The 23,405-nt window shown below is 66.4% G+C and carries 18 protein-coding genes, 1 tRNA gene and 1 pseudogene; 4 read left to right on the top strand and 16 right to left on the bottom strand.

All coding sequences use genetic code 11. The features are described from left to right. Nucleotides 1-2,382: a phosphoenolpyruvate synthase gene (ppsA, locus tag ACZZZQ_RS10330; RefSeq protein ID WP_463499036.1), complete on the top strand. Its 2,382-nt coding sequence runs from the start codon at nt 1-3 to the stop codon at nt 2,380-2,382. A 67-nt stretch (nt 2,383-2,449) separates the two neighbouring features. On the opposite strand, the gene ACZZZQ_RS10325 is transcribed toward ppsA, so the two are convergent. The 9 genes and pseudogenes from ACZZZQ_RS10325 to ACZZZQ_RS10285 all read right to left on the bottom strand — a co-directional run bounded on the left by ACZZZQ_RS10325 (nt 2,450) and on the right by ACZZZQ_RS10285 (nt 11,067). Continuing rightward, complete coding sequence (locus ACZZZQ_RS10325) at nt 2,450-2,788, bottom strand: hypothetical protein (RefSeq protein WP_463507494.1); 339 nt, start codon at nt 2,786-2,788, stop codon at nt 2,450-2,452. Nucleotides 2,789-2,976: 188 nt separating this feature from the next. Beyond that, nucleotides 2,977-4,071, bottom strand: a pseudogene (locus ACZZZQ_RS10320) (flavodoxin domain-containing protein); the annotation flags it as partial. 35 nt (nt 4,072-4,106) lie between these two features. Further along, entirely contained in the window at nt 4,107-5,477 is a 1,371-nt protein-coding gene (locus ACZZZQ_RS10315) for an aldehyde dehydrogenase family protein (RefSeq protein WP_311258467.1), read from the bottom strand. A gap of 151 nt (nt 5,478-5,628) precedes the next feature. Beyond that, nucleotides 5,629-6,777, bottom strand: a complete 1,149-nt coding sequence (locus tag ACZZZQ_RS10310) for an NAD(P)/FAD-dependent oxidoreductase (protein ID WP_311258466.1) — start codon at nt 6,775-6,777, stop codon at nt 5,629-5,631. Next, nucleotides 6,774-6,980 carry a ferredoxin gene (locus tag ACZZZQ_RS10305; RefSeq protein ID WP_311258465.1) on the bottom strand — a complete coding sequence of 69 codons (207 nt, stop codon included), beginning with the start codon at nt 6,978-6,980 and terminating at the stop codon, nt 6,774-6,776. Before ACZZZQ_RS10305 ends, ACZZZQ_RS10310 begins: the two co-directional genes overlap by 4 nt. Beyond that, nucleotides 6,980-8,155, bottom strand: coding sequence for a cytochrome P450 (locus tag ACZZZQ_RS10300; RefSeq protein ID WP_311258464.1), 1,176 nt, complete (start codon nt 8,153-8,155; stop codon nt 6,980-6,982). The genes ACZZZQ_RS10305 and ACZZZQ_RS10300 overlap by 1 nt, the downstream gene beginning before the upstream one ends. After that, nucleotides 8,148-8,867: a gamma-glutamyl-gamma-aminobutyrate hydrolase family protein gene (locus ACZZZQ_RS10295; protein ID WP_311258463.1), complete on the bottom strand. Its 720-nt coding sequence runs from the start codon at nt 8,865-8,867 to the stop codon at nt 8,148-8,150. The genes ACZZZQ_RS10300 and ACZZZQ_RS10295 overlap by 8 nt, the downstream gene beginning before the upstream one ends. Continuing rightward, complete coding sequence (locus ACZZZQ_RS10290) at nt 8,867-9,631, bottom strand: SDR family NAD(P)-dependent oxidoreductase (RefSeq protein WP_463499029.1); 765 nt, start codon at nt 9,629-9,631, stop codon at nt 8,867-8,869. Before ACZZZQ_RS10290 ends, ACZZZQ_RS10295 begins: the two co-directional genes overlap by 1 nt. 47 nt (nt 9,632-9,678) lie before the next feature. Then, a complete protein-coding gene (locus ACZZZQ_RS10285; RefSeq protein ID WP_311258461.1) occupies nt 9,679-11,067 on the bottom strand; it encodes a glutamine synthetase family protein in 1,389 nt (462 codons plus the stop codon). Between the two features lie 429 nt (nt 11,068-11,496). On the opposite strand from ACZZZQ_RS10285, the gene ald reads away from it, so the two are divergent. Further along, nucleotides 11,497-12,615, top strand: a complete 1,119-nt coding sequence (gene ald, locus ACZZZQ_RS10280; protein WP_311258460.1) for an alanine dehydrogenase — start codon at nt 11,497-11,499, stop codon at nt 12,613-12,615. A gap of 124 nt (nt 12,616-12,739) precedes the next feature. On the opposite strand, the gene ACZZZQ_RS10275 is transcribed toward ald, so the two are convergent. Beyond that, nucleotides 12,740-12,830 (bottom strand) — tRNA-Ser (locus ACZZZQ_RS10275). Nucleotides 12,831-12,887: 57 nt separating this feature from the next. Continuing rightward, entirely contained in the window at nt 12,888-13,934 is a 1,047-nt protein-coding gene (locus ACZZZQ_RS10270; RefSeq protein ID WP_463507493.1) for a hypothetical protein, read from the bottom strand. A 127-nt stretch (nt 13,935-14,061) separates the two neighbouring features. Between ACZZZQ_RS10270 and ACZZZQ_RS10265 the strand changes: the two genes are divergently transcribed. Further along, nucleotides 14,062-14,838, top strand: coding sequence for a hypothetical protein (locus ACZZZQ_RS10265; protein ID WP_463507492.1), 777 nt, complete (start codon nt 14,062-14,064; stop codon nt 14,836-14,838). 332 nt (nt 14,839-15,170) lie between these two features. Here ACZZZQ_RS10265 and cydC read toward each other — a convergent pair whose 3' ends face one another. From cydC to ACZZZQ_RS10240, 5 genes are all read right to left on the bottom strand, one after another. Next, nucleotides 15,171-16,844 (bottom strand): thiol reductant ABC exporter subunit CydC, encoded by a 1,674-nt coding sequence (cydC, locus tag ACZZZQ_RS10260; RefSeq protein WP_463507491.1) that lies wholly within the window; start codon nt 16,842-16,844, stop codon nt 15,171-15,173. Further along, a complete protein-coding gene (gene cydD, locus ACZZZQ_RS10255) occupies nt 16,841-18,508 on the bottom strand; it encodes a thiol reductant ABC exporter subunit CydD (protein ID WP_463507490.1) in 1,668 nt (555 codons plus the stop codon). Before cydD ends, cydC begins: the two co-directional genes overlap by 4 nt. 63 nt (nt 18,509-18,571) lie before the next feature. Continuing rightward, entirely contained in the window at nt 18,572-19,636 is a 1,065-nt protein-coding gene (cydB, locus tag ACZZZQ_RS10250; protein ID WP_463507489.1) for a cytochrome d ubiquinol oxidase subunit II, read from the bottom strand. A gap of 14 nt (nt 19,637-19,650) precedes the next feature. Further along, nucleotides 19,651-21,066 (bottom strand): cytochrome ubiquinol oxidase subunit I, encoded by a 1,416-nt coding sequence (locus ACZZZQ_RS10245; RefSeq protein WP_053097727.1) that lies wholly within the window; start codon nt 21,064-21,066, stop codon nt 19,651-19,653. Nucleotides 21,067-21,158: 92 nt separating this feature from the next. Further along, nucleotides 21,159-21,839, bottom strand: coding sequence for an ArsR family transcriptional regulator (locus tag ACZZZQ_RS10240; protein WP_053097728.1), 681 nt, complete (start codon nt 21,837-21,839; stop codon nt 21,159-21,161). Nucleotides 21,840-21,939: 100 nt separating this feature from the next. On the opposite strand from ACZZZQ_RS10240, the gene radA reads away from it, so the two are divergent. After that, nucleotides 21,940-23,307 (top strand): DNA repair protein RadA, encoded by a 1,368-nt coding sequence (radA, locus tag ACZZZQ_RS10235; protein ID WP_463507488.1) that lies wholly within the window; start codon nt 21,940-21,942, stop codon nt 23,305-23,307. Nucleotides 23,308-23,405: the final 98 nt, after the last annotated feature.

Raw genomic sequence — 23,405 nt, 5'->3', positions numbered from 1 at the left:
ATGACCAACATCCTCTGGTTCGAGCAACTGGGTATGGCCGATCTGCCTCAGGTCGGAGGCAAGAACGCCTCATTGGGCGAGATGGTGTCCCATTTGAGCGCACTCGGCGTACGGGTGCCGCGTGGCTTCGCGACGACAGCATCGGCCTACCGGGACTTCTTGGCGCACGACTCTCTCGCCGGCACCATCGACGGCATGCTCGCCGGAGTGGACATCGAGAACATCCGCGAGCTCACCCGTATCGGTGCAGAGATCCGGCGCCTCATCATGGAGCATCCGCTGCCGCAGTCACTCGAGAGCGAGATCCGCGACTCATACCAGCGGCTCGTGGAGTCGGATCCGGAGCCGGACTCGGTCACGTGGGCTGTCCGTTCCAGCGCGACCGCGGAAGACCTTCCTGACGCCTCATTCGCCGGGCAACAGGAGACCTTCCTGAACGTCGGAGGGATCGAGAACATCCTGATCGCAGTGCGATCGGTGTTCGCCTCCCTCTACAACGATCGCGCGATTGCCTACCGGGTGCACCAGGGCTTCGACCAGGAGGAGGTTGCGCTCTCCGTGGGAGTGCAACGAATGGTTCGTTCCGATGTCGGATCCTCAGGGGTCATGTTTACCGTCGACACCGAGTCGGGTTTCGATCAGGCGGTCTTCATCACCAGCGCCTACGGACTCGGCGAGGCCGTCGTGCAGGGCGCGGTCAACCCCGATGAGTTCTACGTCTCCAAGCCGGGGCTCCGCGCCGGGAGACCCGCGATCCTGAAGCGGACTGTGGGCGACAAGGCGATCGCGATGCGATACACCGACAGTCGCGAGCCTGGCGCCAGCACGGTCTTCACAGACGTCCGCGATTCCGACAGAAGGCGGTTCTCGCTCACCGATGCTGAAGTCGAAGAACTTGGCCGCCAGGCGTTGACGATCGAACAGCACTATGACAGGCCGATGGACATCGAGTGGGCCAAGGATGGCGTGGATGGCGAGCTCTACATCCTGCAAGCGCGCCCTGAAACTGTTGTCTCCCGAGCCACGCAGAACACGATCTCTCGATTCCGGTTGATAACGGCGGGCTCTGTCGTCGCGGAAGGAAGGGCGATCGGTCAGCGGATCGGGTCAGGACCCGTGAAGGTGTTGAACGACATCGCAGACATGGACCAGTTCCGCACGGGGGACGTCCTCGTCGCAGATATGACGGACCCCGACTGGGAGCCGATCATGAAGCGTGCCTCCGCGATCGTGACGAATCGCGGAGGGCGCACCTGCCACGCCGCCATCATCGCACGAGAACTCGGTATCCCTGCTGTCGTCGGCGTGAGAGACGCGACTGACATCCTCACGGACGGCATCGATGTCACGGTCAGCTGCGCAGAGGGCGACGTCGGCCGAATCTACGCCGGTCTCCTCGATTTCGTCGAGGAGACGACTCACCTCGATGAGATGCCCGACCCGCCCGTGCGAATCATGATGAACGTCGGCACACCGGACCAGGCATTCGCCTTCTCCCGACTCCCTCACCACGGTGTCGGCCTCGCAAGGCTCGAGTTCATCATCAATCGGCAGATCGGCATCCATCCGAAGGCGCTCCTCGAGCTGTCATCACTTCCGCATACGCTTCGCGAGGAGATCGAGCAGCGCACATCCGCGTATGCCGGTCCGCGTCAATACTTCGTGCAGCGCGTCGCTGAAGGCGTGTCGACGATCGCGGCCGCCTTCGCTCCCGCGCCGGTGATCGTCCGCCTCTCGGATTTCAAGTCGAACGAGTACGCGAACCTCCTCGGCGGCGAACGGTATGAGCCCCGCGAAGAGAACCCGATGCTCGGCTACCGCGGTGCGTCTCGGTACATATCCGAAGGCTTCCGCGGGTGCTTCGAGATGGAGTGCGAAGCCATCCGGTTCGTCCGGGATGAGATGGGGCTGGAAAACGTCGCGGTGATGGTGCCGTTCGTGCGCACAGTGGAGGAAGCGTCCGCGGTGACGGAGCTTCTCGGCGAGCACGGACTTCGTCGAGGAGAGAACGGGCTCAAGATCATGATGATGTGCGAGCTCCCCGCGAATGCGTTGCTCGCGGACGAGTTCCTCGCGTACTTCGATGGGTTCTCGATCGGCTCGAATGACATGACCCAGCTCACCCTCGGGCTGGACCGCGACAGTGCGATCGTCGCGGACCTCTTCGACGAGCGAAATCCAGCCGTGTTGAAGCTCCTGTCGCTGGCGATCGACGCGTGCGCACGCAACGACAAGTACATCGGAATCTGCGGGCAGGGCCCGAGTGATCATCCGGAGTTCGCCGAGTGGCTGGTCCGTCAGGGAATCCAGTCGGTGTCGCTGAACCCGGACACCGTGGTCCAGACTTGGCTCGCACTCTCCACGTCGGAGCGTCCTGCCTGAACACCGAAGGGGTGGCGGTCTGGACAGGACCGCCACCCCTTCGCTCGCAAGCGGCACCTTCAGACGCTCAGTAGACGTCCTTGACGTACCGCTCGGCACGCTTGAGCTCGGCGACCAACGTGTCCCCCGCCACCGCGTCTCCGGCCCCCAGGATCTCCGCGAGCGCTCGATCGACATCGGCAGCCATCCGGGCCTTGTCACCACAGACGAAGATGTACGCCCCCGCGTCCACCCACTTGCGAAGCTCCCGCGCGTTCTCGCGCATCGCGTGCTGAACGTAGCGTTTGGCGGCCTGGTCGCGCGAGAAGGCGAGATCGACGCGGCTGAGGATGCCCCGCAGCTGCAGATCACCGAACTCATCCTCATACAACCAGTCGAACGCGCGGTGCTGATCTCCGAAGAACAACCAATTGTCGCCGGCAGCCCCCGCGCGTCTCGTTCACGGAGGAACGCGCGGAACGGCGCGACGCCCACACCCGGACCGATCATGATCACGGGGACGTCATCGGCGGGGAGGCGGAATTCGTGAGCCGGGACGCGCCTCACCTCGAACTCTCGCCCGTCTTCCGCCCGGGCTCGAAGATAGTCCGTCGCAGCACCCGCGTGGCGGCCGTACGGGCTCTCGTACTCCACACCGGCGACCGTGAGATGCACCTGCCCGTCATCTCGGAGCGGACTCGATGAGATCGAGTAGTCCCGATGCTGCAGGGGGCGGAGTTCCTGCATGATCTCCACAACGGACAGGTCCGCGCACCCGAGGTCGATCACCACATCCAGAACGTCTCGCCCCCAGAGCCATGCATCGAGCGCCTCCCGATCGCCCGATTGAAGGAGCGCCACGATCGCTGCCGCCTGGGAACTCTCCGGGCACCGGCGTGCCAGCCCGACCACGAGACCGGGATGCGGAAGTCGCAGTTCGACTTCGTGAGTGAGTACCTGCCTCAAGGAGCCTCCGGCGAGCTCCTGGTCCCCGAAGTGTCCGATCCACCGGTCGACAAGCGCATCGCTGTTCTGGACGAATACGGAAAGGGAGTCGCCCGGCGCGTAGTCGAAGCCGCCAGCATCGAAACTCAGCTCGTAATGGGTGACGCGCTTCGTCGATCCCGGCGCCGAGAGCACGCGCGATGCAGTGATACGTGCTGTGCACGCCTGATCGCCGATCGCACTCTGGCTCTGCTTTTCGTCAGCCTCGTGCGGCAACTCCGTCGGCAGCGACCCATCCCATGCGGTTGCGTCGATGAGCGACTGTACAGCCGGTGTCGCCCATCGCTCCGCGCTGAACTCGAAGTCGATGTCACAGTCGATGCTCTCCACGATGCGAACGGCACCGAGTTCTTCCAGACGCTGATCGATGTCATGGCCCGCCTTGCAGAAGTCCTCGTACATCGAATCACCGATCGACAGCACCGCATAGGGCAAGCCGTCCAGCGCGCCGCCCTCGAGCGTCTGCAACCAGGACCAGAACTCCGCGGCGTTGTCCGGCATGTGGCCGTTGTCGTGAGTGGAGGTCACAACGAGCAGTCTCTTGACTCCGCTCGCCCTGTCGGCAAGCCAGTCATTCAGAGATGCGTAACCTGCATCCAGGCCATTCTTCACGGACTTCGCATGGATCTGGTAGGCGAGGTACTCGGCATTGCCCGTCTGGCTTCCGAACAGGATGCTCAGCTCAGCCGTCTCGCTATCGGTCATCGTGCGTCCCCCCTCGTCGATGCCCAGATCGATCGTCATGATCCCGTCGAGATGAAGACCGACTTGGGCTCTGTGAATCCCCTGACGCCCTCCATTCCCAGTTCGCGACCGATACCGGACTGCTTGAACCCACCGAACGGCACCTGCACGCGGATCGAGGAGTTCGAGTTGACCGAGATCGTGCCACTCTCGATGCCACGAGCGACGCGGAACGCACGTCCAACATCCTGCGTCCAGACCGAGCCGCTCAGCCCGTAGATCGTGTTGTTCGCCAGACGGATCGCATCCTCCTCCGTGTCGAAGGGGATGACGACCGCGACCGGGCCGAAGATCTCTTCTGAAGCCGCTCGGGTGGTTGCATTTTCGTCGATGGCGATATGAGGTGCCATCCAGTAACCGGGTCCAGTCGGCGTCTCACCGCGGTAGACGAGATCCAGCCGATCATCGACGAAAGATGAGACGGTCTGCCGATGCTCGGCCGAGACCAGCGGCCCGAGATCCGTGGAAAGGTCGGATGGGTCTCCGATGCGGAGCGCCCGGGTTGCTTCTACGAAGCCCTCCATGAAGCGCTCGAGGGCCGGCCTCTGCACCAGGATCCTGCTTCGGGCGCAGCAATCCTGACCGGTGTTGTCGAAGACTGCCCAGGGAGCGGCGGCGGCTGCCTGGTCGATATCGGCGTCCGCGAAGACGACGTTGGCAGACTTGCCCCCCAGCTCGAGCGTCACCCGCTTCATGGTGTCGGCACTGGATCGTAGTATCGAACGTCCCACCTCTGTCGATCCCGTGAAGCTGATCTTGCCGACGCGGGGGTCATCGATCAACGTCCCTCCGACCTCGGCGCCGCTGCCGGTGACCACCTGGAGCAGGTCCGGGATCGGCGAGACCTCTGCCGCGAGCTCTCCGAGCCTTCTGGTCGACATCGGCGTCATGCTGGCGGGCTTGACGATGACGGCGTTGCCAGCGGCGAGCGCCGGCGCGATGCTCCAGCTCGCGATCGGAAGCGGGAAGTTCCAAGGGGTGATCACACCGACGACGCCGACTGCCTCACGGAAGGTCATGGCGACGCCCCCGTCGACGGGGATCGTCTCTCCCGTGAGTTTGTCGATCACGCCTGCGTAGTAGCGGAAGACCGCGGCCACGCTGTCTGCTTCGGCGAGCGCAGCTCTGAGGGGCTTGCCGACGTCGCGCGACTCCAACGAGGCGAGCTCATCGCGATGCGCGGAGATGGAGTCCGCGAGGTCGTAGAGGAACTGCTGCCGGCCGGAGATAGGCAGACGCGCCCACGCCTTCTGCGCTTCGACTGCCCGCGCGATCGCATCATCGACTTCATCGCGGCTGAATGAACGAACGGAATCGAACTGCAGTTCGGTTGCAGGATTCCATACGGGAATAGCCAGGTTCGTCATCGATCCTCTTCTCACCGGGGAGCGGTAGTCCTCCGCACCATCACAGATCAACCCTCCCCGACGCGGGCCCGCGAGCGGCGTGCAGGAAGTACCCAAAGAAACGGGGGCATGTGCGTGATGCACATGCCCCGTTTCTTCCCTCCGCTTCGATCTACACGCCCATGAGGAGCTTCGCGATCCGAGGTTGGGCGTTCACCCCGATCCAGGCTGGCTCCGCCCCCTCGTCCCCCACACGATAGAGCGCCGCGCGGCGGTCGGGGTTCTCCATCTCGAGCGACGTGACCGCACCCATGCGGAGGGTTCCGACCACCTGAAGTTTCCGCCCGGCGATCTCGGTCCAGAAGTATGGCAAGGGCGCAGCTTGAGGTTCGCTCCCGCTGATGTTCTCTGCGAGTCGTGTGCCGTGTTGTCGTGCTTCCGCCCAGCTCTCGGTGCGGCACAGCGCACCGTCGAGCCCTCGGAAACTGATCGCGTCGCCGATCCCGAAGACGTTCGGGAGGGCGGTGCCATCCGCGATGACGCGCCCTTCATCGTCGACGACCAGCGCCCCTCCGGTGAGGAGCCCACTCTCCCGCAACCATTCGACTGCCGGCCTCGCACCGACTGCGCTGATCAGAACGTCTCCGCAGAGCTCGGCGCCGTCTGCAAGCTCGACCACCCATCCACCTTCTACGGCGCTGATGCGCGAGATGTCGGCCTCCCAGTGACAGTCAATCCCCGCCTCGCTGAGCCACCTTGAGGTTTCCTCTTTCAAGTGGCCGGCGAGCAGTCGCTCGAGTGGACCGGATGCGCGATCGAGCAGCGACACGCGAGAGCCGCGCGCGGCCAGGGACGACGCGAGCTCGACGCCGATCGCACCTGCCCCGATGACCACCACCGACTCCCCTGCCGACGTCCTCGCTCGGAGGCTCCTGGCGTCAGCGGCGCTGCGCAGCACAGTCGTCTCCTCCGGCTCGATCGGCAGACGCACCGGTAGAGCCCCTGTGGCGAGGACGAGTCGACCGAAGGGTACGACCTCCTCGGTGCCGTCCGGATGCTCGACCGTGACGGTCGCTCCGACGGCATCGACGCCGGTCGCCCGCCCTCGGGTGAGCTCCACGTCAAGATCGGTCCAGTCGACGGCGATGTCCTCAACCTCGCCGTCGATCAAGTAGTGCTTCGACAGCGGTGGTCGGTCGTAAGGAGCATCCGGGTCGCTGTCGATCACCCTCACCGGATCAGTCCAGGAAAGCTCACGGAGCCGTTCGATGAAGGCGGTCGTCGCGACCGAAGCCCCGACGACCACGAGAGGCCCCGTCACGATGCTCCCGACTCCACTAGCTTGATAGCGCGCTCAGGGCAGTTGCGGATGGCTTTACGGACGTTCTCCTCTTCGTAGGAGCCTTCGCGCCCCTCAATCACGTGCCCGTATCCTTCGTCATCGATGTAGAACGTCTCCGGTGCCAACATGTAACACCGGGCATGCCCCTGACAGCGCGCTGGATCGACCCATACCTCAGTCATCACTCACCTCCGGTCAGTCGCAGGCGAAGGGGACCGACGCCATGCCAGGGTGCATCTTCAGCGAGTTCGAACTCCGGAATCGTCGCGAGGAAATGCTGCATCGAGATGTTCACTTCCTTGCGCCCGAGATTGGAACCCAGACAACGGTGGATGCCCCCACCGAACGCCAGATGGCGATTGTTCTCCCGCGTGATGTCGATCTCGTTCGGGTTCTCATAGGTCTCCGGGTCGCGGTTGCCCGCTCCGAAGACGAGGATCGCCCGCTCGCCCGCCTTGATCTCCTGCCCGCGAACGGTCGTGTCGCGCAAGGCAGTCCGCGCCATAGCCTGAACCGGAGACAGGGTGCGGAGGAACTCCTCTGTCGCATCGGGTATGCGCTCCGGCTCCCGACGCAACAGCGCCTGTGCTTCCTTGTTCCCCGCGAGATACCACAGCGACGAACGGATCGCCCACGCCGTGGTATCCAGCCCCGCGAGGAAGAGCAGGTAGCCGTAGGAGGTGAGCTCGTCATCGGTGAGAGGGCGACCGTCGATGGTCGCCCGAAGCAGTTCTCCGCTGATGCCCTGCAACTCGGTTCCCGAACGGCCGTCATCGATAAGTCGCTGCACGTAGGCGATCAGGTCGTTCGACGCCGCGGCCGCTGTCTCCGGAGACACCGTGCGCTCGTAGATGATGTCGTCGACCCACTGATCGAAGAGCGGCCAATCCGCTTCCGGATACCCCGCGAGCCGACTGAAGATGATCGTCGGGTACGGTCGCGCGAACGCCGAGGAGACATCGACCACACCGTCTGACTGGAACGCTGCATTCACCTGGTTCGAGAGCTCGACCGCGGTGGCATGCATCCCCGGCTCCAGCTTCGCGATCGCCATCGGGGTGAACATCGGAAGCAGCAGCTTTCGGAACCCCCCATGGGTGGGAGGATCGATATCGATCGGGATGAGCGGCATGTCGGTGCCGAACGAGGGGAGGAGCATCGACGGGCCAACCGACCACGTCTCCGGATCCTGCTCGGCGTCGAAGATGTCATCGCTCTTGGAGATGTACCAGAAGCCGCCGTACTTGGAGCTGTGTCCCACCGGCTTCGCCTCGTGCATCTTCGCGTATTCGTCGAAGATGGTGTCGAGAGCCTTCCCGTGGAAGTCGAACTCGGCGAGGGTTTCGTTGTCAGACATGAGCCGGTTTCCTTTCCCTGCACACGCTGGCGCGGCGAACCAGGTCGTCGAAGAGCGCGTGATTGTTGATCGATGTGCGGAACAGATGTTCTGGATGCCACTGCACCGCGACGAGGTCGGCCGTCGGATCCTCGACGGCTTCGACCACCTCACCGGCGCGGGCTGTCACGACGAGGCCTGCACCCAGGCGGTCGATGGCCTGGTGATGGTAGCTGTTGACGCCCATTGATGTGCCGCCCACAATCTGGGCCAATCGTGACCCCTGCTCGATCTCCACGTCGTGATCCGCCTCATCGGAGGCGCGCGACTGCCAGTGCCCGTCGAGGTGCTGAACGAGCGTGCCCCCGCGCAAGACGTTGACCAGCTGAAGGCCACGGCAGATGGCCAGGATCGGGATTCCGCGCTCCTGCGCTTCGCGCACGAGCGCGGTTTCGAAACGATCTCGGATCGGGCTGATGCCGTAAGCGGCGTCAGCCGCCTCCTGCCCGTACATCTCAGGCGACAGGTCTCCCCCTCCCGTGAGCATGAGACCGTCGAAGCCGTCGAGAAGGTCCTCAGGAATGACCTCGGTCGCGGGAAGGAGTGCAGGCCGCCCACCGGCCGAGACGATCGCCTCGGAGTAGTTGAGCACCTGCAGGGTCGAGTCCCGCGGGCCGAAGGCCGACGGCTGAGAACTCCGGTCTGCGGTGACGGCGATGAGAGGACGAGACATCAGTAGATCGTCCAACCACCGTCGACAAACAGCGTCGTTCCCGTTACCCAGCTCGCGTCATCCGAGGCGAGGAAGGCTACACCGTTTGCCACATCCTCCGGCTTGCCGATACGTCCCATCGGAGTGCGCTCGAGAAGCCAGTTGCGCACCTCTTCGTTCCCCAGAGTCTCGGCGGTGAACGGCGTCTCGATGAATCCGGGAGCGACCGCGTTCACGCGGATTCCCGATGAGGCAGCCTCGACAGCAAGAGCACGCGTCAGCTGAAGCAGGGCACCCTTGGACGCGTTGTAGTGGATCTGAGGATGTCCGCTCGAAGAGATCACGATATGCGCCTCGACGGACGTGATGTTCACGATCGCACGGGTGTGATCCCCGTCGCCCGCCTTCAGCAGCGGGTACGCCTCGCGGGAGACGATGAACGGGCCAGTCGAGTTGACGGCGAAGACCTGATCCCATTCCGCGACCGAGAGATCTTCGAACGTGCCGAACTTTACGATACCGGCGTTGTTGACGAGGACGTCCAGACGACCGAACTCCTCACCGATCTTCGCGAACCCTGCCCTCACGCTGACCTCATCGGCGACGTTCGCCTGGATGTTGATGACGTCGTCCCTGCCCCCGAACACCTTTTCGAGCGCGTCCAGGTTGAGGTCGATGGCGGCGAGCTTCGCGCCGTCCGCCAAGAGCTTCTCCGCGATCGCACGTCCATTACCGCTGGCGGCGCCGGTGACTGCGGCGAAACGTCCTTCAAGTCGGTTTCCCATGATTCTACTTTTCTGCTTTCTTTCGAGAACGGTGGTGTGGGATGGATCTAGATGTGCTCGAGGTAGCGCGCCGTCTCCCACTCGGTGACGGTCTTCTGGAACTGTCGTACTTCCCACCTGCGCGTTTCGGCGAAGTGCTGCACGAAGTCCTCCCCGAAGTACTCCTTCGCGAGCGCGCTCTCAGCGAAGACCTCCGTGGCGGCTTCCAGAGAATGCGGCAGTCGCGGCGACGCGTCGTCGTCCTGCTCGTACGCATTGCCGGTGACGGCCGGAGGCGGAGTCAACTTCCGTTCGATCCCGCTGAGCCCGGCAGCGACGTTCGCCGCGAGAACCAGATACGGATTGGCGTCGGCACCCGGGACCCTGTTCTCCACACGCGCCGCCGGTCCGGCAGACGGGATGCTGCGAATGGCGACCGTCCGGTTGTCGAGACCCCACGTGGCGCTCGAGCCGGCCCACTGACCGCCCTCAACGCGCTTGTACGAGTTGATCGTCGGAAGGTAAAGCGCCGTGAAGTCTCTGGCGCCGGCTACAAGTCCGGCGAGATACGCCTGACCGATCTCGCTCAGCTCGATGGGGTTCTCCGGATTGGCGAAGAGTGCATCACCATCCTCGACACTGACGAGGCTCTGATGCACATGTCCCGATGAGCCGGCCTGATCCGGCCGAATCTTCGCCATGAACGACGCAGTCAGTCCGTGAGCTGCCGCGATCTCTTTGACCGTATGCTTCAGGATCAGCGCACTGTCCGCGGCCCGCAACGTATCGCCGTAGTGGATGTTCACCTCGAACTGTCCTGCGCCATGTTCGCTGTTGCTCGCCTCGATGAAGACGCCCTGCTCCGCCAGGCGATCGCGAATGAGTCCGATCACATACTCAGTGCCGGAATCGCGATACATGTTGTAGGTGTGGTTCCCGCTCGAGATCGGCTCGAGATCGCGCCAGCCACGACGCGCAAGCTCCCGCGGCGTTCCCTCGAAGAGATAGAACTCGAACTCGTAGGCGCACACCGGTTCATAGCCGAGTGACTTGGCCCGGTCGAGCACCCGCCGGAGCACGCCTCGTGGAGACAATGCCAGCGGCGTTCCATCGGGCTGGTAGATGTCACAGATCACCGACGCCACTCCCGGCTCCCCGGGAACCGTACGGAGCGTCGTGAGATCCGGGCGGAGGTTCACGTCGGGATATCCGCTGTGCCAGCCGGTGAACGTCAGGTTCGGGATACTCGCGTCCTGGATATCCCATCCGAAGAGAATGTTGCAGATATTCGTGCCTGCCTGGAACGCTGACTCCACGAAGTACTGCGCCGACAAGCGCTTCCCTCGCCACAGACCGTCGATGTCGGGCGCACCGATCTTGATCACCTTGATCCCGTGCTCGGCGACGAACTCTTCGACGTAGCGTTTCGGATCCTCGATCAGAACCTCATCGTTCATGTGCCCTGCCTTTCAGCTGTGTCTTGTGACGTGAATGAATCTCTAGAGCGTGCAGCGAGACTATATTTGCTCGGGAATCGCCGTCATGTGCATGACGCACATGGTTTCACTGCCTGCGGTGCAACGCGTACCGATCACTCGGTCGCTTGCTTCGACGCGTCGACGCGAAGCAGTGCGTGGCCACATCCACCTCACCGCTTAGCGCGACGCAACACGTGTGCGTGAAGCACATCCCTCTCGACATCACCGTGCCGCGCGCACCTCTGCCCGGGGGATGCGCCGCGCATGATCTCGGGAGACGACACTGCGCTCGATGCGGTGCCGTGCGCCCACAGCTCGGTGGCAGACCTGCCGCAGAGTCGACCTCCGGGTGCAGCGCTGCGCCTGCGCATCGTCAGACCACGAACAACACCAAGAAAGCAGGACGAGATGATCGTCGGTGTCCCCACGGAAATCAAGAACAACGAGAATCGGATCGCGGTGACACCAGCGGGGGTCGCCGAATTCGTCGACCACGGCCACTTCGTCATCGTGCAATCCGGCGCAGGATTGGGAAGCGCCTTCTCCGACGACGAGTACGAGCAGGCGGGGGCGACGCTCGCCGCTGACCCCTCGGCCGTCTGGGCCGCTGCCGACATGATTCTCAAGGTCAAGGAGCCGATCGGCAGCGAGTACCCCCTGATGCGGGACGGGCAGATCCTCTTCACCTATCTGCATCTCGCAGCGGACGCACCCCTGACACAGGCTCTGCTGAACAGCAGGACGACGGCGATCGCCTACGAGACGGTGCAGCTGCCTGATCGCAGCCTGCCCCTCCTCTCTCCCATGTCAGAGGTCGCAGGGCGCTTGTCTGCCCAGGTCGGCGCGAACCAGCTGATGCGCACCCAAGGCGGTCGAGGTCTTCTTCTGGGTGGAGTGCCCGGCACCCCCAAGGGCAAGGTCGTCGTTATCGGCGGTGGCGTCGCCGGCGAGCACGCCGCGGCGATGGCGGTCGGGCTCGGGGCTGAGGTCACGATTCTCGACGTGAACCTCTCCCGGCTCCGTGCCCTCGAAGCGCGTTTTGATGGTCGAGTCACGACTCTTCGCTCCAATCCCTACACGATCGCAGAGAACCTCGCGGATGCCGATCTCGTCATCGGGTCGGTTCTCATCCCGGGCGCAGCCGCCCCCAAGCTGGTCACCGACGCCATGGTCGCGCGCATGCGGCCCGGATCGGTCCTCGTCGACATCGCCATCGATCAGGGCGGTTGCTTCGAAGGGTCACGTCCGACGACTCACGATAACCCCACCTTCCCGGTACATGACGCCATCTACTACTGCGTGGCGAACATGCCCGGAGCGGTTCCGCGCACGTCGACGATCTCGCTCACGAATGCCACCCTGCCGTATGCAGTCGCTCTGGCCGACCGAGGTTGGCACGAGGCGGTGCGGGCCGATGCGGCACTCGCCAAGGGGCTCAGCACCCACGCGGGTCACCTCACGAATGCCTTCGTGGGCGAAGCTCTCGGCATGGCAACGACCACTCTCGAGGCGGCACTCGCGGCCTGAACCGCCGGGGATGAGCCCTAGGCGTTCGCATAAGTCCGTTACCGCTGCGTTACCGAAACCGAGACTCCAGGCATGACGAAGGCCCCGCATCCCAGTGTTTCCAGGGGATGCGGGGCCTTCGTGGTGGCGGTGACGGTGGGATTTGAACCCACGGTAGGGGGTTACCCTACACAACTTTTCGAGAGTTGCACCTTCGGCCGCTCGGACACGTCACCGCGGACTAGCTTACGACAACCCGCGCCACGGCGCGAATCGAGTGGGTCAGCACCGGATCACCAGGCGGCGGCGACTTCCGCGTGCGTGCGCAGGATGCCGTCGGTCGTCCCCTCGGGGGCCCGGCCGATGCCGCACTCCGTCGCGACGCCGAACTGCGGAGCGAAGCGCTGGGCCACGGCGATCCGCCGCTCCGCTCCCTCCGCGCCATCTTCGCGATGAACGAGCCCCAGGTACAGCTCACCGTCGTACGCGAGGTCGGCGAGGGGCGCGAAGTACGCCTCGTCATCGCGTTCGATCGGCACGGGCAGATGCAGCCAGGTCAGCGGGCGGGCCGATGCGGCGATCACGGCGTTCGCGTAGCGGACGAGGTTCGCCGCATCCGTCGGCTCGAAGAAGTGCTTCTCGGCGACGTCTCCGTAGCAGAGGTGCACTCCGACCTCGACGTCGGCCGGCACGGCGTCGATCAGTCCTGCGAGGCGCGAGACGAGACCGGGCAACGGGTCGCCCTCCCACCACACGTCCATGACCCGCCCGAACGCCGGCGCGGCCTCGATGATCCCCATCTCGCTCGCCACGTCCCACTGGATCGCGAGGTCGTCATGCGGGATCGCCGCGAGGATGCTGTCGACCTCGCGCCGCAGCGCGGCGGTGTAGACCGGATCGATGGCGGCGCGGTCATCGCCGAAGAAGAATGACGAGACGACCGCGACCGTCGTCGGAAGTGAGACTTGGAAGCGGGTCGCGGCAGGTACGACGCCCTCGTCTCGCAGGCGCGAGAAGATCGCATACGACTCGATCGCGGCATCCGCATATCCCAGCGGCGGGAGCTGGATGCTCGCCGCATCCACCCCGTCGGCGATGCGCAGCGGTCGAGCGTCGATGCCGGCCCTGAACGGGATGGGCTCGTCGCCGATGCGCTCGATGCCGTCGGCCTCGCCGAGCACGTCGGGCTGGAACATGATCCAGTGGAATCGCTTGCCGACCTCACCGTCGGGGATGCGGCGGAGTCGCGGACCCAGCAGTTCGGCGGCGATGCGCATCGTGGTCTCGGCGTCGTCGAAGTTCACACTGCCCACGAGGAGGGCACCCTGCGGCTGAGTCATGCATCCAGGGTATCGGCGCGTGTTTTCTCCGGCACCCTCTCGGGCGAACGCCGCGCCTCCAAGTTAGGCTGTCCTAAAGGCATCCGTCGCAGGGTGCTCCGCGGAGTCGAGGCACGGAGGGGACGCAATGGGCTTCATCACATCGGAGGCACTGGCAGAGACCGGCTACGTCGTGCTCGACGACCACGATCAGGCATCCGATCCCGCGGAGTGGCTCGACCTCGAGTACATCGGCTGGCGCTCGTCGGGCGTCACCCGCTTCGCGCCGCTCGCCAGCTACGCCGGCGCGATCGAATGCAATGGCTTCTGGAACCAGACCCCTCCCCGCACCGACAAGGACGGCGTGTGGGTCGAGTCGCAGGTCGCGATCGCCCCGACCCTGCAGCGACGCGCCCTCGAGCCGGGCGCCGGAGTCGGCCGCTGCCGCGTCATCGAACTGCAGCCCAACGACTACGCGGATGCCGTCTACAACCTGCACCAGGACGACAACAACCGCCTCAACGAAGACGGCACCGGCTGGGTCGTGCGCGGCTACTACAACCTGTCCGATGACACGAATTCGCTGCTTCTCCTGCGCTCCGACCGCTTCGACCCGGCGACCGAGATCCGCCTCCCGTTGCGCGAGGGATCCCGCATCATCGTCGACACCCAGCGCTTCTGGCACGCGGTCTGGCATCGCGGCACGACCCCGCGGTACGCCCTCATCACCTCGTGGACGTCGGGTCCCGAGCTCGACGCCTACATCGAGGCGAACCACGGCGACCCGCACCCGGCGACCGTCGACCTCGACCCGCAGCTCGTCGACGACGCACAGGTCGAACTCCACCGTCGCATCGAAGAGCGCCGCCGCGTCTTCGAGGCGCAGGGCATCGTGATGGAACCGCGCGCCGACCTCAGCGTCTGACCTCCGCGCTTCCTCGGTCGCGCATGATGACGGAGCCCCGCCCCGATAGGTCCGGCATCTGACCTCGGCCGGGCTGGCGTCCGTCTGCAGGACCGATGCACGTATGCAGGACCAGAACGCGGTTCTGAACCGACATCGGTGCTTCCGTCCTGCACACGGTCGCCGACACGACACCGGGCGGCCTGTCATTCGCGAACCCCGGCACGACGTCGGACTCCACCCCCGACACACCGAACGGACGAACGGATGCCAGGGCACGCCGCCCTAGACGTCCGACACTGTGCCCGGGGCTAGCGGCGAGAAGTCGCCCCTGAACCCCGACAGCCGCCGGACTACTCCGCGACCGTGCGCCCGTCGTCCAACCGCACGACCCGGTCGACGGCGCCCGCGGGCGGGGCGACGTGCGAGATCAGCAACACCGACTGCTCCCCCGCCGCGTGCAGCAGGTCGCGCAGCAGCGCATCGGATGCATCGGGGTCGACACCCGCGGTCGGCTCGTCGAGCACCAGCACCGGGAAGCCCCTGAGCAGCGCGCGAGCCAGAGCGATCCGCTGCGCCTGCCCGCCGGACACGAGTCCGCCGCGGTCGCCGACCCGCGCATCCAGTCCGCCCCGCTCGCGCACCCAGGCGCCGAGGCCGACGCGGTCGAGCACCGCGAGCAGCTCATCGTCGGTCGCGGAGTCTCGGGCGAACAGCAGGTTCTGGCGGATGTCTTCGTCGAACAGCTGTGGACTCTGCTCGCACAGCCCGATCGTGCGTCGCAACGCGGGACCGGAGAGTTCCGCCGCATTCATGCCTCCGACGGAATACTCCCCCTCGATCCGCAGGAACCCCACGAGCGCGGCAGCGAGCGAGCTCTTGCCCGCCCCGCTCGGACCGGCCACCAGCACACGCTCTCCCGGACGCAGGTCCAGGTCGACTCCTCGGAGCGCCGGCGTCCCCCCGGGCCACCACGCGCGCACATCACGGAGTCGCAGCGCGGGAACTCCGACGATCTCCACATCCTCGCCGTCGTCCGACCTCAGCTCGGCCGGCATCTCCGCCGGCAGCACGTCGACGATGCGCTCGGCGCTCGAACGCACGCTGCGCCAGGATGCCGCGGCGATCGGCACGGCGCCGAAGACCTCGAACACGACCATGGGAACGAGCACGGCCACGGCGAGCCAGGGTCCGTCGATCGCCCCGGTCGTCAGCCCGGGAGCCGCGACAGCCAGCGCCCAGACCGACGCCGCGCCCGCGACCGCCGACACGACGCCGGCTGCGATCGCCTGCGCCAGGGATGCCGTGCTCACGGCGCGGCGCAGCTCGGCATCCGCCTGCCGCACCCGCTCGCGGGCCTGCGGCTCGGCTCCATAGGCGAGCAGCACATCGAGCGTGCCGAAGTAGTCGGTGAGCGCCGCCGACAGGTCGCCTCGACGACGCGAGACAGCGGCCTCGGCGCGCGACCCGAACAGCCACCCGAGTCCGATCGCCGCGGCTGCGGCGATCACCAGACAGGCGGCCAGGGTCAGGGCAGCCGGTAGCGACACGAACGCGAGGAACCCCACTGCACCGAGCGCCACGAGCCCCGCCACCGCGAGCGGCTGAACCACGCGCAGCGGCAGGTTCTGCAGATTCTCGACGTCGTCGACCAGAGCCGACAGCACCCGCCCGCGGTCGGTGCGTCCGAGTCCGGCAGGCGACAGCGGAGTCAGCCGCCGCACCATGTCGGCGCGGGTCGAGGCGAGCTGACGCAGAGCCGCATCGTGTCCGCTCAGCCGTTCGAGATAGCGGGTGACAGCACGGGACACCGCGAAGAACCGCACACCCACGACGGCGATCGACAGCGGCACGAGCGAGTCGACGATCGAGGCGCTGACGATCAGCCAGCCGCTCACCGCGAGAAGGCTCACCGCAGCGCCCGCCGAGAGGAAGCCCCAGATCGCGCCGGGCAGGAAGCGACGCAGCGGCGGCTGCGCGAGACGCAGGATGCCGCGCACACGCGCGGCGGAGCTGGCGCCGCTCACACGCCCACCCCCAGTTCGACGACCTGATCGGCCACGTCCCGTGCCGACCGGCGGTGCGAGACGAGCAGCACCGTCGCCCCGGCATCCGCCCTCGCACGCAGTGAGTTCCACAGACGCTGCTCGGTCTCCGGGTCCAAGGCACTGGACGGTTCATCGAGCGCCAGCACGGCGTCGGGGCGCTGCGCCTGGCGATACAGCGCCCGCGCGACCGCGACCCGCTGCGCCTGTCCGCCCGAGAGCCCGCTGCCCTGCACACCCAGCTCGAGCGCAGGGTCGAGGTCGTTCGCGCACGCCTCATCCAGGGCACGGCGGATGCCGTCGGCATCCGGTGCCGGATCCCCCAGCGCCACATTCGCGGCGATCGTGCCGCGACTCAGCTGAGGGCGCTGTCCGCTCCAGGCCAGCCACTCCGACGGCGCGCGACCTCGCACATCGACTCCGGCGACCGCAGCCGAGCCTTCGAACTCGACGGCACCGCGCAGAGCCGCGAGCAGACTCGACTTGCCTGCGCCGCTCGGCCCCTCGATCAGCGTGATGGTTCCCGGCTCGGCTGTGAACGAGACCGGCGGCAGATCGCGCACGCGCAGACCGGAGACGACGAGGTCTCGCGCGTCGCCCGTTCGCAATTCAGCATGAACACGGCCAAAACCAGCGCTCAGCTCTTCTCCCGACACCGTGCCACGGTTCCGTGCTGAATTGTGAACGCCGACCTCCCGAGCCCCGGCCGCATCGAGCACCTCGAACACATCCTCGGTCGCCGCGACCCCCTCGGACGCGGCGTGGAACTGCACGCCCACCTGGCGGATCGGCAGGAACGTCTCGGGCGCGAGCAGCAGCACGAACAGCCCGACCTCGAGCGACAGGTCACCCGACAGCAGCCGGAAGCCCACCGCCACGGCGATCAGCGCCACCGCGAGCGAGGCCAGCAGCTCCATCGCGAACCCCGACAGGAACGAGAACCGCAGCACCTTCATGGTCTCGCGACGGTACTGGTCGGCCGTGTGCTCGATCTGCGCAGCGGCCCGGCGCTCGCGCCCGAACAGACGCAGCGTCGAGAGCCCCTGCACGGTGTCGGCGAACCGTGCCGCGAGTCGCTGCAGCGTCTGCCACTGCGTGCGCTGCACCGTGCGGGTCGCGATGCCGATGAGGATCAGGAACAACGGGATCAGCGGCAGCGTGATGAGCGCCGTCAGTCCACTCGGCCAGTCCTGCCACCACATGACCGCGAGAAGCACCGGCGTCGCGATGACGGTGAGCACGAGCTGCGGGATGTACCGGGCGAAGTACGCGTCGAGCGCCTCCAGCCCGTGCCCTGCGGTGACGGCGAGGCCAGCCTGATTGCGCTGCGCGAGCCATCCGGGTCCGAGGCGGCCGACGGCGGCGATCAGAGCGGCACGCAGCTGCATGCCCGTCTTCGCCGCGGCGCGGGTCCCGGCGGCATCCGAGGCCGCGATCAGCACGCCCCGCAGGGCCGCGAGTCCGAGCAGCCAGAGCAGGGATGCCGTGACATCGCGCCCGGCGAGCGCGCCGGTGACGGCATCCGTCAGCATCCACGCGAACGCGATGGTCACCGCGGTCTGCACGACCCCGATCGCGCCGGAGAGCAGCAGGAATCCGCGGGCGGCGCTCGCATACCGCAGCAGGCGGATGTCGACCGGCTTCACCGCGCCATCCGCTCAGCCGTGGTCAGACAGGTCGCTCCGGTCGCAGTTCGTGCCGCTCCCCGATCAGAGAGGCGGCGCGAACTGCGACCGGAGCAGAAGTCGTGTCTCACGCGTGCGCCGGAGCCCCTCGATCGAGCTGCGGGTAACGCGCTTGCGGAAGATCCAGTACGTCCAGGTCTGGTACGCGAGCACCAGCGGCAGGGCGATCAGGGCGGTCCAGCTCATGATCGTCAGCGTATACGGCGTGCTCGAGGCGTTCTCGATCGTGAGGCTGAAGGCCGGGTCGATCGTCGACGGCATCACGTAGGGGAACAGCGCCGCGAACAGCATCACGACAGCGGATGCCACGGTGACGGCGCCCGCCGTGAATGCCCGTCCGTCACGTCCGCGCATCGAGAAGAGCACCGACGCGATCAGGGCGAGCGCGGCGACGAGACCGCATCCGATGACCATCAGCATGAGCGGAGACTCGCGATCCCAGGCGATGCCGATCGTCCAGAGCACGGTGCCCGCGGCGGCGAGCACCGTCGGCCCGGCGGCGAGCTTGACCAGACGACGAGCGTCCGCGTGCACCTGGCCGTCGGTCTTGAGCGAGACGAACAGCACGCCGTGCAGGAAGAACAGCAGCAGCGTCGTGATGCCGACGAGCAGCGAATACGGGTTCAGCAGTGCGAAGAACCCGCCCACGTAGATGTGGTTCTCGTCGATCGCCACGCCCTGCACGATGTTGCCGAACGCGACACCCCACAGCAGCGCGGGCACGGCCGAGCCGATCACGATCATCCGGTCGAAGCCGCGCTTCCACTGAGCGCCCTCACGCTGGTGCCGGTACTCGAACGACACCCCGCGCAGGATCAGCGCGAGCAGGATCAGCAGCAGCGGCAGGTAGAACCCGCTGAACAGTGTCGCGTACCACTCGGGGAACGACGCGAACAGGCAGGCGCCGGCGACGATCACCCAGGTCTCATTGAGATCCCAGATGGGGCCGATCGTGTTGATGACCTGGCGACGCGAGACGTCGTTCTTGCCGAGGAACGGCAGCGACATGCCCACGCCGAAGTCGAACCCGTCGAGCACGAAGTAGCCGACGAAGAGGAAGGCGACGATCCAGAACCACATGTATTCCATGACTGATCCCTTTCTCAGTACACGACGGACGGCAGCTGGGCCGTCTCCTCGTGGGGCTGCTCTTCGGTGTCCGGACCCTTCTGGGCCGCACGGATGATGAGGCGGATCTCGACCACGGCGAGCGCGGCGTAGATCGCCGTGAAGGCGATCAGCGAGATCAGCACCTCGACGCCGCTGACGCCCGGCGAGACGCCGTCCTGCGTGGTCATGAGTCCGAAGACGATCCAGGGCTGCCTGCCCATCTCGGTGAAGACCCAGCCCATGATGTTGGCGACGAGCGCGAGCGGGAACGACCAGATCGCGAGCTTCCACATCCACGGCGCCGGCGGGTTCTTGGCGCCCTTGCGGGTGACCCAGAGGCCGACCACGGCGACGAGGGCGGCGGCCATGCCGAGGCCGATCATCCAGCGGAACGCCCAGTACGTGACCCAGAGGATCGGAGCGAACTCGGTGAGTCCGGTGTCGGCGAAGGTGGTGGCGTACTCGGCGTTGAGGTCGTTGATGCCGTGCACGCACGCGTCGAACGTGTGGGTCGACAGCAGCGACAGCAGGTACGGCACGCGGATCGAGAACAGCTCGGAGCTGCCGTCTGGGGTGCCCAGCGTGAAGAGGCTGAAGGAGGCATCCGGCCCGCACACCGTGTTGAAGGTCGCCTCGGCGGCTGCCATCTTCATCGGCTGAGCGGCATACATCGCGAGGCCCAGCTGGTCACCCGTGAGCACGACCCCGGCGGTCGAGAAGATCATCGCCCACAGGCCGAACTTCAGCGAGATGCGCATGGTGTCGAAGTGCTGTCCGCGTGCCAGGTGCCAGGCCGAGACCGAGATCACGACGCCGGCGGCGAACATCAGCGCGCCGAAGATGGTATGCGGGAAGGCGGCGAGCGCGACCGGGTTGGTCAGCAGCGCCCAGAAGTCGGTGAGCTCGGCACGGTTGGTCTCGGGGTTGAAGACGTACCCGACCGGGTTCTGCATGAAGGCGTTCGCGGCGATGATGAAGTACGCCGACAGGATGCTGCCGATCGAGACGCACCAGATCGTGGCGAGGTGCAGCTTCTGCGGCAGCTTGTCCCATCCGAAGATCCAGAGGCCGATGAACGTGGCCTCGAAGAAGAAGGCGAGCAGCCCCTCGAACGCGAGCGGAGCGCCGAAGACGTCGCCGACGAAGCGCGAGTAGTCCGACCAGTTCATGCCGAACTGGAACTCCTGCACGATGCCCGTCACGACGCCCATGGCGAAGTTGATGAGGAAGATCTTGCCGAAGAACCGGGTGAGGTGCAGGTACTGCACCTTGCCGGTGCGCACCCACGCGGTCTGGAAGATCGCGGCGACGAGCGCCATGCCGATCGTCAGCGGCACGAACAGGTAGTGATAGACGGTCGTGAGACCGAACTGCCATCGAGACAGGACCAGCGGGTCCAACCATTCCATGAGCCACTCCTTCTTCCGTGCCCTGGGTGCCACGCTAACGACGGGCCTGCCGCCCCGATGGGCCGCCGACCGTGAATAAGGCAGATGCGCGCCTAGGCGGCGGACATCTCCGTCAGACGCAGCTGCACGGTGCAGTCCGCCGGCAGGGCGGAGGTGCGAACGGCCTCGGCGGCGAGCGGCCCACCGGCTTCGGTGAGCACCCCCTGCATGAGGCCGAGGTGCACGGAGCACAGCATCGGACGGTCTTCGGCGCGACCCGCGGCATGGGGGCACGGGCTGAGATCGACGGTGAGCTGCTCGTCATCGACGACGGGCTCGAAGCCGCTCTCCTCCAAGTGTTCGATCAGGGCGTCAAGCTGGTAGGTCGCATCGCGACCGAGAGAGGATGCCGACGCAGGCAGGACCCGACGCAGCAGATCGCCGCGGACGGCGGCCGCCTTCGCTTTGTCGCGGGCGATGGGACTCGAGGCATCCGCCGCACCGGTCACTGCGCTGTACAGCGTGCGCGGACGACCGCGAGTGGTGCGGCGCTCACTGGCCTGGATGACGTAGCCGCCTTCGATGAGGCGCTGCAGGTGCTCGCGGACCGTGTTGGGATGCAGGCCGGTGGCCTCGCACAGCTCGCCGATCGTGCGCTCCCCGCGGGTCCGGACGGGTCCGCCGTCGTGCTCGGCGTCGCCATCGATGCGGGGGCCGCCTTCGAACAGCGCGTGCAGGATCTGCACTCGCGAGAAGGTCGAGATCGGCCCGCAGACGGGCCCGCCGTTGGCCATGGATCCAGTATCCCGCGGGGGCTCGGCGCCATGGGGTGGTTCGGCCGTGAATAATGCCCCAGGCGATAGGGATGTCTGATCTCGGCGATAGCCTGGCTGCATGGCCACCCGAAAACCCGCCCCTCCTGCGTACGTCTGCACCGAATGCGGGTGGACGACCGCCAAGTGGGTGGGTCGCTGCGCCGAGTGCCAGCAGTGGGGAACGGTGCAGGAGCAGGGCACCCAGACGGGCATCCTGAGCCGGATCACGCCGCTCGCGCCGACCGCGGCGAAGGCCGCGCGACCCATCACGCAGATCACCACCGAAGACGCTCCACGTCGCACCAGCGGGGTCGGCGAGTTCGACCGCGTGCTCGGCGGGGGCATCGTTCCCGGCGCGGCGATCCTGCTCAGCGGAGAACCGGGTGTGGGCAAGTCGACGCTGCTGCTCGAGGTCGCCGCTCAAGCCGCCCGCTCCGGCCGGCGGGTGCTCTATGCGAGCGCCGAGGAGTCTCCGGCACAGGTGCGCCTGCGCGCCGAGCGCACGGGGGCGCTGCACGACGAGCTCTACCTGGCGAGCGAGACCGACCTCGCGACGATCCTCGGCCACATCGACGAGGTCGCCCCGCAGCTCGTGATCGTCGACTCGGTGCAGACCGTGTCGTCGTCGCTCATCGACGGCGCGGCCGGTCAGCCGAGCCAGGTCCGAGAAGTGGCGGCCACGCTGATCCGCGTCGCGAAGGACCGCGGGCTGCCCGTCATCCTCGTCGGGCACGTGACGAAAGACGGCACCGTCGCCGGGCCGCGCGTGCTCGAGCATCTCGTCGACGTCGTCTGCCACTTCGAGGGCGACCGTCAGACATCGCTGCGTTTCATCCGCGCGCTGAAGAACCGCTTCGGTCCGACCGACGAGGTCGGCTGCTTCGAGATGACGGGTGCGGGCATCTCCGAGGTGCCCGACCCGTCCGGTCTCTTCCTCTCACAGGGTGCCACCGAGCCGGGAACCTGCGTCGCGATCTCGCTCGAGGGCCGCAGGGCGCTGCCGGTCGAGGTGCAGGCGCTGACGATCACCACCACCGCACCGAATCCCCGTCGAGTGGTGCACGGACTCGACTCGTCGCGTGTGGCGATGGTGCTCGCGATCCTCGAACGCCGCGCCGGCATCAAGACGAGCAACCTCGACGTCTACGTCTCGACCGTCGGCGGGGTGCGTTTCACCGAGCCTGCGGCCGACCTCGCGATCGCGATCGCCGTGGCGGGGTCGATCCAGCAGATCTCGGTGCCTCGCACGGTCGCCGCCGTCGGAGAGCTCAGCCTCGCCGGCGAGATCCGCCCCGTCACCCAGTCGGCGCAGCGTCGGTCCGAGGCGTCGCGGCTCGGCTACGACCAGGTGGTCGACGACCGCTCGAAGACGCTGCGTGCGGCGCTCAACGACGTGCGTGCGCGGAACACGAGCAGGCGCAGCGACGCCGACATCCCGCCGTTCTGAGCTCGCGGCGATGAGCGCCTGTCCCGCGCTCAGCCGGGTCGAACACCGTCAGCGGGGCCACTTCCGCACCACACCGCCAAGCGGGGCCACTTCCGCAC

This window comes from Microbacterium sp. AC132, assembly GCF_979258525.1.
The sequence above is the reverse complement of the archived record's forward strand: the minus strand, read 5'-3'. Positions and strand labels throughout refer to the sequence as shown.

What these genes read in the sequence shown, in the direction of transcription:
- ACZZZQ_RS10240 (WP_053097728.1), bottom strand. Translation starts at nt 21,839, where the DNA reads ATGGCCAACGGCGGGCCCGTCTGCGGGCCGATCTCGACCTTCTCGCGA.
- ACZZZQ_RS10305 (WP_311258465.1), bottom strand. Translation starts at nt 6,980, where the DNA reads ATGACTGAGGTATGGGTCGATCCAGCGCGCTGTCAGGGGCATGCCCGG.
- ACZZZQ_RS10290 (WP_463499029.1), bottom strand. Translation starts at nt 9,631, where the DNA reads ATGGGAAACCGACTTGAAGGACGTTTCGCCGCAGTCACCGGCGCCGCC.
- ACZZZQ_RS10295 (WP_311258463.1), bottom strand. Translation starts at nt 8,867, where the DNA reads ATGTCTCGTCCTCTCATCGCCGTCACCGCAGACCGGAGTTCTCAGCCG.
- ACZZZQ_RS10270 (WP_463507493.1), bottom strand. Translation starts at nt 13,934, where the DNA reads ATGACTCAGCCGCAGGGTGCCCTCCTCGTGGGCAGTGTGAACTTCGAC.
- ald (WP_311258460.1), top strand. Translation starts at nt 11,497, where the DNA reads ATGATCGTCGGTGTCCCCACGGAAATCAAGAACAACGAGAATCGGATC.
- ACZZZQ_RS10265 (WP_463507492.1), top strand. Translation starts at nt 14,062, where the DNA reads ATGGGCTTCATCACATCGGAGGCACTGGCAGAGACCGGCTACGTCGTG.
- cydB (WP_463507489.1), bottom strand. Translation starts at nt 19,636, where the DNA reads ATGGAATACATGTGGTTCTGGATCGTCGCCTTCCTCTTCGTCGGCTAC.
- ACZZZQ_RS10315 (WP_311258467.1), bottom strand. Translation starts at nt 5,477, where the DNA reads ATGACGAACCTGGCTATTCCCGTATGGAATCCTGCAACCGAACTGCAG.
- ACZZZQ_RS10285 (WP_311258461.1), bottom strand. Translation starts at nt 11,067, where the DNA reads ATGAACGATGAGGTTCTGATCGAGGATCCGAAACGCTACGTCGAAGAG.
- ACZZZQ_RS10245 (WP_053097727.1), bottom strand. Translation starts at nt 21,066, where the DNA reads ATGGAATGGTTGGACCCGCTGGTCCTGTCTCGATGGCAGTTCGGTCTC.
- radA (WP_463507488.1), top strand. Translation starts at nt 21,940, where the DNA reads ATGGCCACCCGAAAACCCGCCCCTCCTGCGTACGTCTGCACCGAATGC.
- ppsA (WP_463499036.1), top strand. Translation starts at nt 1, where the DNA reads ATGACCAACATCCTCTGGTTCGAGCAACTGGGTATGGCCGATCTGCCT.
- ACZZZQ_RS10300 (WP_311258464.1), bottom strand. Translation starts at nt 8,155, where the DNA reads ATGTCTGACAACGAAACCCTCGCCGAGTTCGACTTCCACGGGAAGGCT.